This is a genomic window from Spirillospora sp. CA-108201 (genome assembly GCF_050936235.1).
In the GTDB taxonomy this organism is placed as follows: domain Bacteria; phylum Actinomycetota; class Actinomycetes; order Streptosporangiales; family Streptosporangiaceae; genus Spirillospora.
The window spans coordinates 1,651,252-1,667,515 of record NZ_JBNJNE010000001.1; the positions used below are offsets into that span (position 1 = coordinate 1,651,252).

Annotated in this window: 14 protein-coding genes, 1 pseudogene and 2 riboswitches; of the genes and pseudogenes, 5 read left to right on the plus strand and 10 right to left on the minus strand. The window is 74.9% G+C overall.

Annotation, left to right across the window (positions count from 1 at the left end):
• Positions 1-46: 46 nt before the first annotated feature.
• Positions 47-2,151 (minus strand): annotated as a pseudogene (locus ACQEU6_RS08120) (molybdopterin oxidoreductase family protein).
• Between the two features lie 291 nt (positions 2,152-2,442).
• Here ACQEU6_RS08120 and ACQEU6_RS08125 point away from each other — a divergent pair.
• Positions 2,443-2,937, plus strand: a complete 495-nt coding sequence (locus ACQEU6_RS08125) for an NUDIX domain-containing protein (protein ID WP_499330207.1) — start codon at positions 2,443-2,445, stop codon at positions 2,935-2,937.
• 62 nt (positions 2,938-2,999) lie between these two features.
• On the opposite strand, the gene ACQEU6_RS08130 is transcribed toward ACQEU6_RS08125, so the two are convergent.
• Complete coding sequence (locus ACQEU6_RS08130) at positions 3,000-3,248, minus strand: metallothionein (RefSeq protein ID WP_499330211.1); 249 nt, start codon at positions 3,246-3,248, stop codon at positions 3,000-3,002.
• A 186-nt stretch (positions 3,249-3,434) separates the two neighbouring features.
• On the opposite strand from ACQEU6_RS08130, the gene ACQEU6_RS08135 reads away from it, so the two are divergent.
• Positions 3,435-4,808: a nitrate/nitrite transporter gene (locus ACQEU6_RS08135; protein WP_499330212.1), complete on the plus strand. Its 1,374-nt coding sequence runs from the start codon at positions 3,435-3,437 to the stop codon at positions 4,806-4,808.
• On the opposite strand, the gene ACQEU6_RS08140 is transcribed toward ACQEU6_RS08135, so the two are convergent.
• Positions 4,756-5,481 (minus strand): maleylpyruvate isomerase N-terminal domain-containing protein, encoded by a 726-nt coding sequence (locus ACQEU6_RS08140; RefSeq protein ID WP_499330213.1) that lies wholly within the window; start codon positions 5,479-5,481, stop codon positions 4,756-4,758. The genes ACQEU6_RS08135 and ACQEU6_RS08140 overlap by 53 nt on opposite strands.
• 179 nt (positions 5,482-5,660) lie before the next feature.
• Positions 5,661-6,077 (minus strand): plectin, encoded by a 417-nt coding sequence (locus ACQEU6_RS08145; RefSeq protein ID WP_499330215.1) that lies wholly within the window; start codon positions 6,075-6,077, stop codon positions 5,661-5,663.
• A gap of 117 nt (positions 6,078-6,194) precedes the next feature.
• Between ACQEU6_RS08145 and ACQEU6_RS08150 the strand changes: the two genes are divergently transcribed.
• Positions 6,195-6,803: a TetR/AcrR family transcriptional regulator C-terminal domain-containing protein gene (locus ACQEU6_RS08150; protein WP_499330219.1), complete on the plus strand. Its 609-nt coding sequence runs from the start codon at positions 6,195-6,197 to the stop codon at positions 6,801-6,803.
• Here ACQEU6_RS08150 and ACQEU6_RS08155 read toward each other — a convergent pair.
• The 3 genes from ACQEU6_RS08155 to ACQEU6_RS08165 are packed head-to-tail and all read right to left on the minus strand — an operon-like array spanning position 6,790 to position 9,628.
• Positions 6,790-7,431 (minus strand): LutC/YkgG family protein, encoded by a 642-nt coding sequence (locus tag ACQEU6_RS08155; RefSeq protein WP_499330221.1) that lies wholly within the window; start codon positions 7,429-7,431, stop codon positions 6,790-6,792. The genes ACQEU6_RS08150 and ACQEU6_RS08155 overlap by 14 nt on opposite strands.
• Positions 7,428-8,903, minus strand: a complete 1,476-nt coding sequence (locus ACQEU6_RS08160; protein WP_499330222.1) for a lactate utilization protein B — start codon at positions 8,901-8,903, stop codon at positions 7,428-7,430. The genes ACQEU6_RS08155 and ACQEU6_RS08160 overlap by 4 nt, the downstream gene beginning before the upstream one ends.
• Positions 8,900-9,628 carry a (Fe-S)-binding protein gene (locus ACQEU6_RS08165; protein ID WP_499330224.1) on the minus strand — a complete coding sequence of 243 codons (729 nt, stop codon included), beginning with the start codon at positions 9,626-9,628 and terminating at the stop codon, positions 8,900-8,902. Before ACQEU6_RS08165 ends, ACQEU6_RS08160 begins: the two co-directional genes overlap by 4 nt.
• 279 nt (positions 9,629-9,907) lie before the next feature.
• Here ACQEU6_RS08165 and ACQEU6_RS08170 point away from each other — a divergent pair, with 279 nt between their 5' ends.
• Positions 9,908-10,111 (plus strand): DUF5999 family protein, encoded by a 204-nt coding sequence (locus tag ACQEU6_RS08170; protein ID WP_141575683.1) that lies wholly within the window; start codon positions 9,908-9,910, stop codon positions 10,109-10,111.
• Between the two features lie 98 nt (positions 10,112-10,209).
• Here ACQEU6_RS08170 and ACQEU6_RS08175 read toward each other — a convergent pair whose 3' ends face one another.
• Positions 10,210-10,827: an alpha/beta hydrolase family protein gene (locus ACQEU6_RS08175; RefSeq protein WP_499330226.1), complete on the minus strand. Its 618-nt coding sequence runs from the start codon at positions 10,825-10,827 to the stop codon at positions 10,210-10,212.
• A 51-nt stretch (positions 10,828-10,878) separates the two neighbouring features.
• On the opposite strand from ACQEU6_RS08175, the gene ACQEU6_RS08180 reads away from it, so the two are divergent.
• Positions 10,879-11,304: a PPOX class F420-dependent oxidoreductase gene (locus ACQEU6_RS08180; protein WP_499330228.1), complete on the plus strand. Its 426-nt coding sequence runs from the start codon at positions 10,879-10,881 to the stop codon at positions 11,302-11,304.
• A 122-nt stretch (positions 11,305-11,426) separates the two neighbouring features.
• On the opposite strand, the gene ACQEU6_RS08185 is transcribed toward ACQEU6_RS08180, so the two are convergent.
• Complete coding sequence (locus ACQEU6_RS08185) at positions 11,427-12,542, minus strand: tetratricopeptide repeat protein (protein WP_499330230.1); 1,116 nt, start codon at positions 12,540-12,542, stop codon at positions 11,427-11,429.
• A 508-nt stretch (positions 12,543-13,050) separates the two neighbouring features.
• Positions 13,051-15,918, minus strand: coding sequence for an aminomethyl-transferring glycine dehydrogenase (gene gcvP, locus ACQEU6_RS08190; RefSeq protein ID WP_499330231.1), 2,868 nt, complete (start codon positions 15,916-15,918; stop codon positions 13,051-13,053).
• Positions 15,919-15,976: 58 nt separating this feature from the next.
• Positions 15,977-16,088: riboswitch (glycine riboswitch) on the minus strand.
• Positions 16,089-16,183: riboswitch (glycine riboswitch) on the minus strand.
• Positions 16,184-16,264 lie beyond the last annotated feature (81 nt).

The following is a 16,264-nucleotide window of genomic DNA, read 5'->3' on the forward strand; positions in this document are numbered from 1 at the left end:
GGTTTCGCGGTTGGGTCTCCTTTGTCACCGCCGTGTTAAAAGCGGCTCACCTCGCGGCGGGGGCGCCGTCCCCCTCGGCGGGCAGGGGCCGCAGGCGGACGGCGCACACCTTGAACTCCGGCATCCGCGAGACCGGGTCCAGCGCCGGGTTCGTGAGCAGGTTCGCCCGGCCCTCCCCCGCCCAGTGGAACGGGATGAAGACCGTGTCGGAGCGGATGGCGCCGGTCAGCCGCGCGGTCACGGTGGCCGCGCCCCGGCGGCTCTCCACCCGGACGCCGGCGCCGTCCTCGATCCCGAGACGCCCGGCCAGATCGGGGTGCAGCTCGACGAACGGTCCGGGCGCCGCCTCGGCCAGCGGCCGGACGCGCCGGGTCTGCGCGCCCGACTGGTACTGCGCGAGGACGCGGCCGGTGGTGAGGTACACCGGGTAGTCGGCGTCGACGTCCTCGGCGGCGCCGCCGTGCTCGACGGGGACGAACCGGGCCCGTCCGTCGGGCGTGGGGAAGCGGTCCAGGTAGGGCCTCGGCGTGCCGGGGTGGTCCGGCGACGGGCAGGGCCAGAACACCCCGCCCTCGGCCTCGATCCGCTCGTAGGTGATGCCGGAGTAGTCGGCCGCGCCGCCGGCGCTGGCGCGGCGCAGCTCCCCGAACACCGCCCGCGGATCGGTGCTCCACTCGCCCGGCGCCTCGAGCCGCCCGGCGAGCGCGGCGAGGATCTCCAGGTCGGTGCGCACGCCGTCCGGCGGGCGGACGGCGCGGCGCCGCCGCAGCACCCGTCCCTCCAGGTTCGTCATCGTCCCCGACTCCTCGGCCCACTGCGCGGTCGGCAGGACGACGTCGGCGCGCCGCGCGGTCTCCGACGGCACGAAGTCGGCCACCACCAGCAGGTCGAGGGCGCCGAGCCGCTCCTGCACGGCCGCGGCGCGGGGCGCGGACACGACGGGGTTGGAGCCGAACAGCAGCAGCGCCTTCGGCCCGCCCGCCGTGCCGAGCGCCGACAGCAGCTCGTAGGCCGACCGGCCCGGCCCCGGCAGGTCGCCGGGGTCGACGCCCCAGACCCCGGCGACGTGCGCGCGGGCCTCCGGGTCGTCGATCCGGCGGTAGCCGGGAAGCTGGTCGGCCTTCTGGCCGTGCTCGCGCCCGCCCTGCCCGTTGCCCTGCCCGGTCAGGCACCCGTAGCCGGAGCCCGCGCGGCCCGGCAGCCCGAGCGCGAGGGCCAGGTTGATGAAGGAGCTGACGGTGTCGGTGCCCCGCGCGTGCTGCTCCGATCCCCGCGCCGTGAGGACGTGGGCGCGGGAGGCGCGGGCCAGCAGCCGGACGGCCTCGCGCATCAGCGGCACGGGCACGCCGGTGACGCGCTCGACGCGGTCGGGCCAGTAGGCGTTGGCGACCGTCCGGACGGCGTCGAACCCGGTGGTGCGGGCCGCGATGTACTCCTCGTCGGCCAGTCCCTCGGCGAGCGCCAGGTGCAGCAGCCCGTTGGCGAGCGCGATGTCGGTCCCGGGCGTCGGCTGCAGGTGCAGGTCGGCCTGCCGGGCGGTCGCGGTGCGGCGCGGGTCCACGACGACGAGGGCGCCGCCGCCCTCGCGCATCCGCGCCAGGTGCCGCATGAACGGCGGCATCGTCTCGGCGACGTTGCCGCCCGCGAGCAGGACCGCGCCCGACCCCGCCAGGTCGGTGACCGGCCGGGCAGGCCGCGGTCCATGCCGAACGCCCGCACGGACGCCGCGGCGGCCGACGACATGCAGAACCGCCCGTTGTAGTCGATCTGGGAGGTGCCGAGCGCGATCCGCGCGAACTTGCCGAGCTGGTACGCCTTCTCGTTGGTCAGGCCGCCGCCGCCGAACACCGCGACGGCGTCCGGCCCGTGGAGCCCGCGCAGCCGCCCGATCTCGCCGGTGATCCGGTCGAGGGCCTCGTCCCAGCCGCACGGCTCCAGCGGCGCGTCCCGGCTCCGGCGCATCATCGGCGCGGTCAGCCGGTCCGGCACGGTGAGCAGCTCCGGCGCCGTCCACCCCTTCTGGCAGAGCCCGCCGCCGTTGGCCGGCACATCGTCGCGCGGCACCACCCGCAGGGGTTCCGCGCCGTCGTCGTGCAGGGTCATGCCGCATTGCAGAGCGCAGTACGGGCAGTGCGTGTCGGTCCCGGCCATCCGCCGAGACTCGGCGCGCCCGGTTTCGCCGCCGAGTCCCGGGCGTGACCCCGGCGTTAAATGGCGTTCACGCCGCGCGCTCCTCGATGTCAAGGGATCCGGGGCGCGGGATCGCGACACCGCCTTGACGAACGCGTGTCAAGCGTTGTCGATCCCTGTCATGGCCTAATCGTTGCCTTTTGCCCGGTTGCCGAACGGATTCGCGGTGGCCCGGCGATCCCGCGGACGGATGCGGCCCCGGACCCGCGACGGCCGGAACCGGCCCGGGTTGATCACAATTAACCTCGGAGCATGCCCGACCTTGCCTACTACGCCTCCCTGCCGCGCGCCCGCGGCGCCGCGGCGGCCCTGCTGCAGGACGACCTGGGGCGGGTGCTGCTGGTCAAGCCCACCTACAGCGAGGGCTGGCTGCTGCCCGGCGGGGTGATCGAGGCCGACGAGTCCCCGCTGTCGGCGTGCGTGCGCGAATGCGAGGAGGAGCTCGGCCTCGTCCCCCGCCTGCACGGCCTGGCCTGCGTCGACTGGGGCTCCCCGCGCGACGACGGCGTCGACGCGGTCAACGTCTTCGTGTTCGGCGGCGCCATCACCGGCGCGGAGATCGCGGCGATCCGGCTTCCGCCCGAGGAGCTCTCCGACCACATCCTCGTGGCGCCGGAGAAGGTCCCCGAGCTCGCGCCGCCGCACGTCTCGCGCCGGATGGAGCCCAGCCTGCGGGCCATGGCCGCGGGCAGCGCCGTCTACCTCGAGGACGGCCGCGAGCAGGCCTTCGGCACCGCCCGCGCCTGAACTCCGGGCGGTTGGTCACACCCGCACCCGTTCCGGGGCTTCAGCCGCGCCTGACCCCGCGCCTACACCGGCACCGCGTCCTGGATCGTGCGGGCGCGTTCGGGCTCGGCGGCGCGGGCGCAGTGGGCGCCGCAGTAGAAATGCCCGCCCACGTCCACGCCGTGCCCCATGATGCGGCACTCGCAGTGCTCGCAGATCGGCGCCATCTTGGTGACCGCGCACTCGAACGAGTCGAACGTGTGCACCTGGCCCTGCGCGTGCACCTCGAACGCCATCGCGTAGTCGTTCCCGCAGACTTCGCAGGTTCCCATCGTCGCGTCTCCGTTCCCCCGCCGCCTCCATCCGTGCCTACCCGGGCGCACCGGATCTACCCGCTCCTCACAGCGGGCGGGACACGCTGTGCAGCGGAGTTATCACCGTCGTATGACCGGTCACACACGCGCGAAACCACAGATTCCTACGGTCGGGCCGTCCGAGCGACCCAAGGAGACCGCCTGATGACCGCCACCACCGACGTCGCGCGCGCCGAGCGCACCCATCGGCCGAAGGGCCGCTGGATCGACGACTGGCGCCCCGAGGACCCCGCCTTCTGGGCCGCCGGCGGCGCCCGGACGGCCCGCCGCAACCTCGTGTTCTCGATCTTCTCCGAGCACATCGGGTTCTCGGTGTGGACGCTGTGGTCGGTGCTGGTGCTCTTCCTCGGCCCCGCCTACGGCGTCGACCCCGCCGGGAAGTTCACCCTCACCGCCGTCCCCGCCCTCGTCGGGTCGGCGCTGCGCGTCCCCTACACCCTCGCCGTCGCCCGGTTCGGCGGCCGCAACTGGACGGTCTTCAGCGCCGTGATGCTGCTCGTCCCGGCGGTGCTCGCCGCGGTCCTCATCCAGCCCGGCGTGTCGTTCACCACGCTGCTGGTCCTCGCGGCCGTCGCGGGCGTCGGCGGCGGCAACTTCGCGTCCTCGATGGCCAACATCAACGCGTTCTACCCGCAGCGGCTCAAGGGCTGGGCGCTCGGGATCAACGCGGGCGGCGGCAACCTCGGCGTCGCCGTCGTCCAGCTCGTCGGGCTGGCCGTCCTCGCGACCGCGGGCAAGGACCACCCCGGCCTCGTCGCGGGCGTCTACATCCCGTTCATCGTCCTCGCCGCCCTCGGCGCCGCGCTCGCCATGGACAACCTGGCGCACGCCCGCAACGACAGGCGGGCCATGCGGGACGTCTGCCGGGACGGCCACACCTGGATCATGTCGGTGCTCTACATCGGCACCTTCGGGTCGTTCATCGGGTTCGGCTTCGCGTTCGGCCAGGTCCTGCAGGTGCAGTTCAAGGCCGAGTTCGACACCCCGATCAAGGCCGCCTACCTCACGTTCCTCGGCCCCGCGCTCGGGTCCCTGATCCGCCCCGCCGGCGGATGGCTCGCCGACCGGCTCGGCGGCGCGAAGGTCACCTTCTGGACCTTCGTGGCGATGGCCGCCGCCGCGCTCCTCGTGCTCACCGCCTCGCAGCGCGGGTCCCTCGCCCTTTTCCTCACCGGATTCGTGCTGCTGTTCGCCTTCAGCGGCCTCGGCAACGGGTCCACGTACAAGATGATCCCGGCGATCTTCAGGGCGAAGGCGCAGGCCGGCGTCGCGGCCGGCGGGGACCCGGGCGCCGCCGAGCACGAGGCCCGCCGCCTCGCCGGGGCGCTGATCGGCATCGCGGGCGCGGTCGGAGCGTTCGGCGGCGTGCTGGTCAACATCGCGTTCCGGCAGTCGTTCCTGACCTCCGGGACGGGCGACGGCGCCTACATCGCGTTCATCGCCCTCTACGCCGTGTGCTGCGCGCTCACCTGGCTGGTCTACCTCCGGTCCCGCCCGGGGAGGCCGGCGGGCGTCTGACGGCGGACTGCCGGCCCGAACGCCGCCGCCGCGTCCGGCCGGGCCCCTCCCCGGGGTCCGGCCACCGCGGCGAGCGGCCCGAGGAGCACAGCACCGCCTCCCACGCGTCCCCCGGGCCCAGCGGCAGGTGCGGGACGCCCCAGTGCCAGGCCGGGACCAGAAGGTCGGGGTCGCGCGGCCGGTAGTCGGCCCCGATCGCGCGGGCCATGTCCCAGGCGTGCAGGTGCCACTCCACGCACGCCGCGCCCGCGTGGTCGCCGACCGTGTACTTGGTGCCCCGGTAGATCAGATGCGTCCGGTCCCACATGTCGGGCATCAGGTCGGCGTACGCCCCCGCCGACACCCCGAACGCCAGGATCCGCTCCGGGCCGGGCTCGGGCGGCAGCACCGCCAGCTCCGCCGCGTTCTGCCGCGCCTGCTGCCTGATCAGCACCGCCGTGGCCGCCTCCTGCGCGAACAGCTTCGCCAGCCGGCTGTCGGGCGCGTCCTGGAGGTACTCCAGGAAGTTCTCCGCGACGCACCGCAGGTGCCCCGCCAGGTCGATCAGCTGCCAGTCGGCGCAGGGCGTCGGCACGTCCCAGTCCGCGACGGTCTCCGCCAGGGCCAGGATCGCCTTCACCCCGTCCTGGTAGGACTCCAGTACGCGGCACCGGTCCGGCGGCGTGCGCTCCACGTGACATCCCCCAACGTCCAGAGCACCGTGTGCCCTCCCCGCCGGGACGCGCCTGCCCCCGTCACGCTGGCGCGACGTGCGGCGCGAGTGCCCCCGGCGTTCCCCGGAGAGGGCAGACTCTCAAAGTTCGGCGGCCCGTGCCACCCGGTGAAGCTGTGTCGGCACGCGTCCGCGGCGGCTCACACGCGCGCGGCGGGGCGCGTCCTGAAGCTCAGGCGGTGCGCCTCGCGCGCCGTGCGCAGCCGGTCGACCTCGTCGGTCCACGGGCGCACCGCCGGGCGCGCCTTGGCCTTGCGGTAGGCGATCTCGGCGGCGCGGCGGGCCTTGGCGTCCTGCGCCTCCGTCGAGTACACCTTCGGGCCCATCGCGACCCGCTCGGCCGCCTCGGCGGCGGCGAGCACGGCCGTCATCGCCTGGTCGAACGCGGCCGTCAGCTCCCGCAGCCGAGGCTCGGCGTCGCCGGAGGCCTCCGCGTCCCGCAGCGCCCGCTCCGCGTCGCCGGCCGCCGCGAGCCGGTCGTCGTACTCGGCGGCCAGCCGCTGGTCGGCCTCGTACGGCTCCGCGACGTCCTTGCTCACCCGGCGACCCAGCGGCATGGCGGTACTCCCTCGACGGTCGTGCAGTGTTCGATCGAGGTAAGCGTACGCGGCGTCCCGGCGTGTTGTGACGGCGGACACCCGGCTCCGGCCCTTTACGTAGTAAGGTGTGCACTCATGGTCAGGCAACCCAGCATCAACGCCCAGAACCGCGCCCCGCTGTCCATCGAACGGATCACCGAGGCAGCCCTGCACATCGTGGACGGCCAGGGGCTCGGCCGCCTCACGATGCGCCGGCTCGGCGACGCGCTGGAGGTCGAGGCGATGGCGATCTACCACCACCTCCCCCGCGGCAAGGAGCAACTCCTGGACGGCCTGGTCGCGCACGTCGCCGCGGCGCCGGCCGACACCTCGGCCTCCGGCCGCTGGCAGGACGTCCTGGGGGCGTGGGCGGGGGGCTACCGCGAGCGCCTGCTGGCCCACGCGGGCGTCCTCCCCCTCGTCGTCACGCGCCGCAACCCCGCCGCGCTCACCGACACCCTCGCGTCGCTGCGGGAGGTGCTGCGCCGCGGCGGCGTCGCCGAGGACGCCGCGGCCGTCGCCGCGCACACCCTCCTCGGCTACGTGATCGGTCACGCGGCCCTGGAGGTGCGCGGCACCGCGCAGGAGGGCGCCGCCGCCCGGACCGCCGCCGGCGAGGGCGCGGTCGACTGGGACGCCCGCTTCCGGGCGGGCCTCGGCGTCGTCCTCGGCGGCGTGCGCCAGGACCCGGTCAGTCCTCGATGAGGATGATCTCCAGGTGGCGGGGGCCGTGGGCGCCCTCGACCCGCGCCGCCTCGATGCCGTGGGTGGCGGACGGCCCGCTGATCCACGTCAGCGGCCGCGCCGGGTCGAGCCGTCCGACCGCCTCCGGGACCGTTCCGACGATCTGGTCGGCGTGCACCACGCACAGGTGGTAGCCGGGGACGAGGGTGAGCGCCCGCCTCCCCTGCGCCCGGCCCCCGTCCAGGACCACCGTGCCCGTCTGCGCGACGGCGACCGCGCAGCCGGTGACGACGCCGTCCGAGGCGGCGAGGGTGTCGAGGTCGACCGCCGGCGCGTCGGCCAGCGCCCGCACGCCGTCCAGCTCGGCGAGCCACCCGAAGGGCAGGTCGGCCGGCACGACGATCTGCTTGGCCTCCCGCCCCCACAGCGCGGCCGCCACGGCCGTGCCCGCCTCGTCCGCGCCGACGTGCCGGACCGCCGCGCGGTTGTCGGCGACCCGCTCGGTGAACAGCGCGAGGACGTCGGCCCTGGTCTCGGCGTCGGCCGCGGCGAGCCGCCGGGCGTAGCCGCGCGGCACCGGCGGGCGGGCGCCGCGCGCCCCGCCGACCGCCTCGCGGACCCGGCGCAGCACCTCATCGCGCGAGCTCATGCCCGCGTCCTGTCCCACCAGCCGCGGAAGCTCTCGTCCGGCGGCGCGGGAAGGTCGCGCGCCTCGGTCCACTTGCCGAGCAGGCCGGGCAGGCGGCGGATCCGCCCGCCGCGCGACAGCAGCCGCGCCCACCGGGCCCCCCGCCGCACCGCCGCCTCGTGGCGGCGCGGATCGCCCATCGTCCAGGCGAGGCCGCGCATCAGCGCCATCTCGGGCGACGGGACGGGACGCCGCCGGCGCGACTCGACCACCTTCCCCCGCAGGTGCACCAGCACGTCCGGGATGTCGATCTTCACGGGGCAGACGTCGGCGCAGGCGCCGCAGAGCGTGGACGCGTAGGGCAGCGAGGCGTCGGCGGCGCTCTCCACCCCGCGCGTCAGCGGGGTGAGCACCGCGCCGATCGGGCCGGGGTGGACGGGCCCGTAGGGGCGCCCGCCCGTCCGCTCGTAGACGGGGCAGACGTTGAGGCACGCGGAGCAGCGGATGCAGCGCAGCGCGGCGCGGCCGACCTCGTCGGCGAGGGCGCGGGTGCGGCCGTTGTCGAGCAGGACGAGGTGGAAGTCGCGCGGCCCGTCGCCCGGCGTCACGCCCGTCCAGGACGAGACGTACGGGGTCATCCGGTCACCGGTCGACGAGCGCGGAAGGAGCTGAAGGAACACCTCCATGTCATCCCATGTCGGGACGACCTTGTCGATGCCGGCGACGCTGATCAGCGTCTCGGGGAGCGTCAGGCACATCCGCGCGTTGCCCTCGGACTCCAGCAGGACCAGGGTGCCGGTCTCGGCCACCAGGAAGTTCGCGCCGGTGACCGCGACGCGGGCGCGCAGGAAACGGTCGCGCAGATGGGCGCGGGCGGCGCCGGCCAGCGCCTCGGGATCGTCGGCCAGGCCGGGCCCGGCGGCCGGGACCGCGCGCCGGAACAGCTCGGCGATCTCCGCGCGGTCGCGGTGCGCGGCCGGGGACAGCAGGTGCGACGGCGCGTCCTCGCCGAGCTGCACGGCCATCTCGGCGACGCCGGTCTCGCGGACGGTCACCCCCGCGCGGGCCAGCGCGTCGTTCAGGCCGATCTCCCGCGTCGTCGCGGACGCGGCCTTGACGACCTCCCCGGCGCCCGTCGCGCGGACCAGCCCGGTGACGACGCGGCGCGCCTCCGCCGCGTCCGCCGCCCAGTGCACGGTGCCGCCGGCCTCGGTGACGGCCCGCTCCAGCTCCTCCAGGTGGACGTCGAGGTCGAGCAGCGCGCCGTCCCCGATGGCGCGCCCGGCCTCGCGCAGGTCCTCCCAGTCGGCGGTCTCGGCCGCCGCGGCGGCCTCCCGCCCCCGCAGCGCGGCCGTCGCGCCGCGCAGGTTGCGCCGCAGCCGGGTGTCGGCCAGTTCCGGCCGCGCGGCGGCGGCGAACTTCGGCCGCGGCGCCGGGACGGGCCCGCTCCCTCCCGGGGAGGAGGGCGTCGTCCCCGGGGAGGAGCCCGTCACGCGGGCCCCGTCGCCGCGAGGATCTCGGCCAGGTGCATCGTCCGGACGCCGCCGCGCAGCCGCGACAGCGCGCCGCCGATGTGGGCCAGGCACGAGTCGTCGACCGCGCAGACCACGTCGGCGCCGGTGTCGCGGACGTGCCTGACCTTGTCGGCCACCATCGCGACGGACACGTCGGAGTTCTTCATCGCGAACGCGCCGCCGAACCCGCAGCACTCCTCGGCGGACGGCAGCCCCACCAGGTCCAGGCCGCGCACCGCTCGCAGCAGCCGCGCCGGCCGGTCGCCGACGCCGAGGGCCCGCAGGGACCGGCAGGACGGGTGGTAGGTCACCCGGTGCGGGAAGTAGGCGCCGACGTCGGTGACCCCGAGGACGTCGACGAGGAACTCCGTCAGCTCGTAGACGGCGAGGCTCTCGGCCGCGCGCGCCAGGCCGGGGTCGCGGGCCGTCCGGGCGATCTTCGGGTAGTCGTCGCGGACGGTCGCGGCGCACGACGCCGACGGCGCCACCACGACCTCGCAGCCCTCGAACGCGGCGGCGTGGGAGCGGGCGAGCCCGGCGGCCTCGCGGTGGTAGCCGGCCGTCCAGTGGAACTGGCCGCAGCAGGTCTGCCCCGGCGGGAACGCCACCTCGTGCCCGAGCCGCTCCAGCAGCACGGTCACGGCCTTCGCGGTGCCGGGGAACAGCACGTCGTCGAAGCACGCCACGGACAGCGCGACCCGCACCGGCCTCACTCCCCCAACCCCTGCAAAGCCCGTTCCCCCGCCGAACATCGTAGGGGTTTCAGGCTCCGGCGGCGTGTCGTTCTTCGTCCGTTATCGCGCGGGAGGGACGCTACTGCATGGCACCCCGGAGTGGGAGGGATCACACCCGACCGGTACTCCGGTACCAATGGACAACCGTCCCAACGGGCTATGGCCGGTGGGGGCGAACCACACCACACTGGGGTGCGTCAGAACAGGAAAGCACCACGACCGACCAGTAGTTGAGACCGGAGGCACGCCATGTGCCCGCACCAGCCGCCTTGTCCCTCCCACGACGCACCCGACCGCGACGCCGCCCGCACGCTCGCCTCACACCCCGAGCAGGGGTGGAGCCTGCTGTGCAACGGGGTCGTGCTGTTCGAGGACACCGGTGAGCTGCTGCCCGACGGGGGAGTCATCGCGCCGCACCGGCCGACGGACGCGCAGGCGACGTCCGCCGCTTGAGCGGGTCTCCACGGGGGACTAGTTCAAACGGGTGATCATCCTCGGGGGCACGCCCACCGACCATCGGCCCCTGGGCCCGCACCGGGCCCGGAGCCTTCCTACTCACGGCCCGTCCGCACCGGACGGGCCGTCCATCGTCTCAGCCACGGCTCCACCTCCCGGCCGACCGCCGCGGGGTCCTTGTCGAGGGCGTGCCGCTCCCCCGGCAGGACCGCGACCCGCGCCGCGTCCGCCGGGTCGGGCACGCCGAACGGGTCCCGGTCGCCGTTGACGACGAGGACCTCGACCCCCGCCGACCGCAGTTCCTCCACCCGGGTCTTCTCCGGCCTGCCCGGCGGGTGCAGCGGGAACGCCAGCGCCACCACGCCCGCCGCCCCCGCGGCGGCCGCCGTCCGGCACGCCACCCGCGCCCCGTTGCTCCGGCCGCCCTGCACCAGCGGGACGTCCCCGAACCTCTCGCGCAGCACCGCGACGATCTCCAGCCACGCCTCGTCCTGCTTGGCCGCCGGGCCGGGCGCCCGCCGCCCGGCGAGCCGGAACGGCTGCGTCACCCGCGCGACGGCGCCGCCGAGCCGCAGCGCCTCCGCCCGCACCGCCAGCAGGTCGGCGGCCTCCACTCCCCCGTTCGACCCGTGCGTCAGCACCAGCAGGAGCGCCGGGTCGTCCACCTCGTCCAGCACCACCTCTGCGGGCCCGTGCGCCGTCGCGACCTTCATGTGACTCACGGTAGCGGCAGGCGCGGACGGGTCGTGCGGCAGACTGGGTCCATGGAGACGATGAGCGACAGCGAGTGGCGCGCGTTCGCCATGGAGGGCACCCGCACCGGCAAGGCCGCCGTCACCCGCAAGGACGGCTCGCCGCACGTGACGCCGATCTGGTTCGTCCTCGACGGCGACGACCTGCTGTTCAACACGGGGCACCGCAGCGTCAAGGGCCGCGTCCTCGCCCGCGACCCGCGCCTGTCCGTCTGCGTCGACGACCAGACGCCGCCGTACTCGTACGTGCTGATCCAGGCCGAGGCGTCCCTCGTCGAGGACCTGGACGAGGTGCTCCGCTGGGCGACCGTCATCGGCGGCCGCTACATGGGCGCGGACCGGGCCGAGGAGTTCGGGCGGCGCAACGCCGTCCCCACCGAGTACCTCGTCCGCGCCCGCATCACCAAGGTGATCGCCGAGCGCGCCATCGCCGGCTAGTAGGGCCCGTCTCGAAGTGGCCCAGGCCACGCGCGCAAACGCGACGCCGCGTTCGCCCCGGCCCGGTCACGTGGCGAGCCGCCAGGCGAGCGAGGTGGGCCGGGACTGTGAAACACGGCCGGCTAGCCTTCGGTCCAGTCCGGGACGGCCGTGCCCGTCGCCAGGCGGAACCGCTCGGCGAAGCTCTCGTGCAGCAGGGGGCCCCACGCGTAGCCGGCCGGCACCCGCACCGCCCGGCCGAGGGTTTCGCGGGCGTCGTCCGTCCGGCGCTCGGCGTACCGGACGCCGAGCAGCGCGTACATGTGGTCGAGGGCGCCGAACGCCTCGCCGGCGAGCGCGGGGAGGGTGCCGTCCGACACGGCGTGCTCCACGACGGGCTCCCACCACAGGTCGCCGTCGCCCTCGTCGTCGGCGTCGCCGAACTCGCGGCGCAGCCGCGCCCGCACCTGCCCCGCGGTGCCGGGCTCGGCGAGCCCGCGCCGCCACACCTCGCTCGCCTCGGCGCCCCGGCCGCGCAGCGGCAGCGTCCGCGCCAGCAGTTCGGTGGCGAGCGGCCCGACCTCCGGGTCGGACGGCTCCTCCTCCAGCGCCGCGCCGAACGCGCCGATCGCCTGGTCGAGGTAGGAGATGCCCAGCGCGACGGCGAGCCGCCCGTGCGCGTACGGGTCGGCGCCCCGGTCGATCAGCTTGAGCCCGGCGGTCAGGACCCGCTGGGCCCGGGCGGGCTCGTCGCGCTCCAGCAGCCGCTGGGCCAGGTCGTGCGCGGCGGGCGGCCCGTACTCGGCGTCCCCGGTCGCGATCACCGCCTCCCAGTGGTCGCGGGCGGCGTCGAAGTCGCCGGCGTCGTCGGCGATCCGGGCGAGGGCCAGGTGGGCGGGCGGCAGGTAGGCGGGGTTGCCGAAGTCGACCACGACCCGCCAGGCGGGCGCCGCCCGCTCGTGCTCGCCGGCCCGCTCGTGGGTGAGCGCCAGGTGGTAGGCGGCGCGCGGCCCGTACTCGGGGTCGGCGGTGGCGATCGCGGCCCGGTCGGCCTCCCTGGCGCGCTCCACGTGCCCGGCGTCGTCCAGGACGACCGCCAGCCCGAGCGCCGCCCGCGCCCGGAAAGGGGTGTCGCCCAGCGCGAGCACCCTCTCGAACAGCAGCGCGGCCCGCTCCGCCTCACCGCTCTCGGCGAGGCCGCGGGCCTCGTCGCACAGTCGCGCCGCGTCGTCGGATACCGCGTCCGGAGACTCGATCATCGCTCTTCTGCCCTCTGGGGGTCGGGGTCCGCAAAGAGCGTAGCGATCCACCCCCCGCCCCGTCCCGCCCCGACACCCCGAAAACCGAACCATGATCACAAATCCATCGCCGGAGCCACCCGCGGCATCGCCGAACGCCCGATCCGCCAACCCGAACCAATGCGAGCGCCCGCCAACCCGCGCCCTCAGCGCGGGCGACACCCTCGCACCAAAGGCGACGCCCCCAACCGCAAGCGCCACAAGCCCTCGCGATCACCCGCGTCCGCAGGCACGCCCGGCAGCACCCACTACTGCAACGACCTCAGCCCGCTGGGCAACCCCGCGACAACCCGAGGCCCGCGATCGCGTCCGAAGGCAGGTTCGAGCTTGCGAGAACCTGATCGCGCAGCGAGCCCCTGGGCGAGCCGGAGCGATGCCAGCGATCGCCCGCAGTTCTCGACGATGGAGGGCCCCCAGGCCCGAAGAAGGAGGGCACTGCCATAGGCACAGCAGGAGGAGATAAAAGAATCTACTCGTACGCTTCGGGGGGCGGGCAGGAGCAGACGAGGTTGCGGTCGCCGTAGGCCTGGTCGATGCGACGGACGGGCGGCCAGTACTTGTTCTCCCGGAGGGACGGGAGGGGGTAGGCGGCCTCCTCGCGGGTGTAGGCGTGCTTCCAGTCGTCGGAGACGAGGCAGGCGGCGGTGTGGGGGGCGTTCTTGAGGGGGTTGTCCTCGGCGTCGTAGCCTCCGTCGGCGACGCGCTGGATCTCCCGGCGGATCTCGATCATGGCTTCGCAGAACCGGTCGAGCTCGGCGAGGTCCTCGGACTCGGTGGGCTCGATCATCAGGGTGCCGGCGACGGGGAACGACAGGGTCGGGGCGTGGAAGCCGTAGTCGATGAGGCGCTTGGCGACGTCCTCGGCGGTGATCCCCGTCTCCTTGGTGATCTTGCGGAGGTCGGCGATGCACTCGTGCGCAACGAGGCCGTCGCGGCCGGTGTAGAGGATCGGGTAGTGCGGGGCGAGGCGGGCGGCGAGGTAGTTGGCGCCGATGATGGCGCCCTCGGTGGCGGCGCGCAGGCCGTCCGGGCCCATCATCGCGATGTAGGCCCAGGAGATCGGCAGAATGCCCGCCGATCCCCACGGGGCGGCGGAGATCGGGCCGACGCCGGTGCCGGGGCCGGCCTCCTCGCGGAGCGGGTGGTTGGGCAGGAACGGGGCCAGGTGCTCGCGGACGCCGATCGGGCCGACGCCGGGGCCGCCGCCGCCGTGCGGGATGCAGAACGTCTTGTGCAGGTTGAGGTGGGAGACGTCCGACCCGAACTCGCCGGGGCGGGCCAGGCCGACGAGCGCGTTGAGGTTGGCGCCGTCGACGTAGACCTGGCCGCCGGCGTCGTGCACGGCCGCGCAGACCTCGGTGATCGTCTCCTCGAAGACGCCGTGCGTGGACGGGTAGGTCACCATGATCGCCGCGAGCCGGTCGCCGTGCTCGCCGAGCTTGGCGCGCAGGTCGCCGAGGTCGACGTTGCCGCCCTCGTCGCACTTCACGACGACGACCCGCATCCCGGCCATGACGGCGCTGGCGGCGTTGGTGCCGTGCGCCGAGGACGGGATCAGGCAGACGTCGCGGTGCTCCTCGCCGCGGGAGGCGTGGTAGCCGCGGATGGCGAGCAGCCCGGCCAGTTCGCCCTGGGAGCCGGCGTTCGGCTGGACGGAGACCTTCGCGTACCCGGTGATCTCGGCGAGGAAGCCCTCCAGCTCGCCGATCAGCTCGACGTAGCCGGCGGCCTGGTCGAGCGGCGCGAACGGGTGGAGGTCCGCGAACTGCGGCCAGGTGATCGGCTCCATCTCGGCGGTCGCGTTCAGCTTCATCGTGCAGGAGCCGAGCGGGATCATGGAGCGGTCGAGCGCGATGTCCTTGTCCTGGAGCCTGCGCAGGTAGCGCAGCATCGCGGTCTCGGAGCGGTGCGCGTGGAAGACGGGGTGGGTCAGGTAGGGGCTCTCGCGGCGCAGGGCGTCCGGGAACGCCTCGGGGACCTCGCCGGGCACGGCGGCGCCGAACGCCTCCAGCACGGCCGCGACGTGCTCGGGCCGCGTCGTCTCGTCGCAGGCGGCCGCGACGTGGTCGGGCCCGTCCGGGCGCAGGTTGATCCCGCGCTCGCGGGCGGCCTCGACGACCGCGGCGGCGCGGCCGGGCACGCGGGCCAGGACGGTGTCGAAGAACGAGTCGTGCACGACCTCGACGCCGGCGGCGCGCAGCCCCGCGGCGATCTCGGCGGCGCGGCGGTGCGTCCGCTGCGCGATCGCCGCCAGCCCCTCGGGGCCGTGGTAGACGGCGTACATGCTCGCCATCACGGCGAGCAGGACCTGGGCGGTGCAGATGTTGCTGGTGGCCTTCTCGCGGCGGATGTGCTGCTCGCGGGTCTGCAGCGCCAGCCGGTAGGCGGTGGCGCCGTCGGCGTCGACGGACACGCCGACGAGCCGTCCGGGGAGCTGGCGCTGGATGCCCTCACCGACCGCCATGTAGCCGGCGTGCGGGCCGCCGAACCCGTAGGGGACGCCGAACCGCTGCGCGGAGCCCACCGCGATGTCGGCGCCGCACTCGCCCGGGGGGCGCAGCAGCGTCAGCGCGAGCAGGTCGGCGGCGACGACGGCCTTGGCACCGCGCTCGTGGGCCTGCGCGATGACCGGCTCCAGGTCGCGGACGGCGCCGGACGCGCCGGGGTACTGCAGCAGCACGCCGAAGAAGTCGCCGGCGGGGAGGCCGCCGGACAGGTCGGCGATGACGACCTCGATGCCGAGCGGGATCGCGCGGGTCCGGACGACCTCGATCGTCTGCGGGAGGGTGTCGATGTCGACGAGGAACGTCCCGGGCTCCCTGCGCCTGGAGACGCGGTGGGCGAGGGCCATGGCCTCGGCGGCGGCGGTGCCCTCGTCCAGCATGGAGGCGTTGGCGACGGGCAGTCCGGTCAGGTCGCCCACGACCGTCTGGAAGTTCAGCAGGGCTTCGAGGCGCCCCTGGGAGATCTCGGGCTGGTAGGGCGTGTAGGCGGTGTACCAGCCCGGGTTCTCCAGCACGTTCCTCATGATCACCCCGGGCGTGGTCGTCCCGTGGTAGCCGAGCCCGATCATGGACGTGAGGACGGTGCTGCGGGACGCCAGCTCGCGGAGCCGGTCCAGCGCGGCGGTCTCGCTCAGCGCGGGCGGCAGGTCCAGGGGCCGGGACGTGCGGATCGCGGCGGGGACCGCCCTGTCGATCAGAGCCTCGGCGCCGGAGTAGCCGATGGCGGCCAGCATCCTCGCCTGGTCGTCCGGCGAAGGGCCGATGTGCCGGTCGGCGAACGCCGTCCGGGGGTGCTGCGGCGCGGCCACAGGGGCGAAGAACTGGGCGGTCATGGAGGGCCTCCTGGCTGCTGCGGTCGCTCAGGTGCGCCGCCGGCGCGGCCGGCGGCCGGTCTCCCCCTCTGTCATCGGCACCTGAGAGCTTCACCCGCGCGGCGGGGTTTCCCCTTCGGTGAGCCGCCCCTCCCCGCGCGCGGGGACCGACGCCTGCTTTCCAGAGGTGCCTCGCCCGCACGGTCCTTTTGCCTGAGAGGTTCCGGGGAGGTTGCTCCTTCGGCGCCCCACGCTGGCGGCGTGGGGTCTCTCCCGCACAGGGTCGACGGCATGTCCTAGGTCGAACCCTACCCAAAGGTGCGTCCGCGACGTCGTTCCGGCCCGCCGCAAGAGGCCCCGCCCTCCG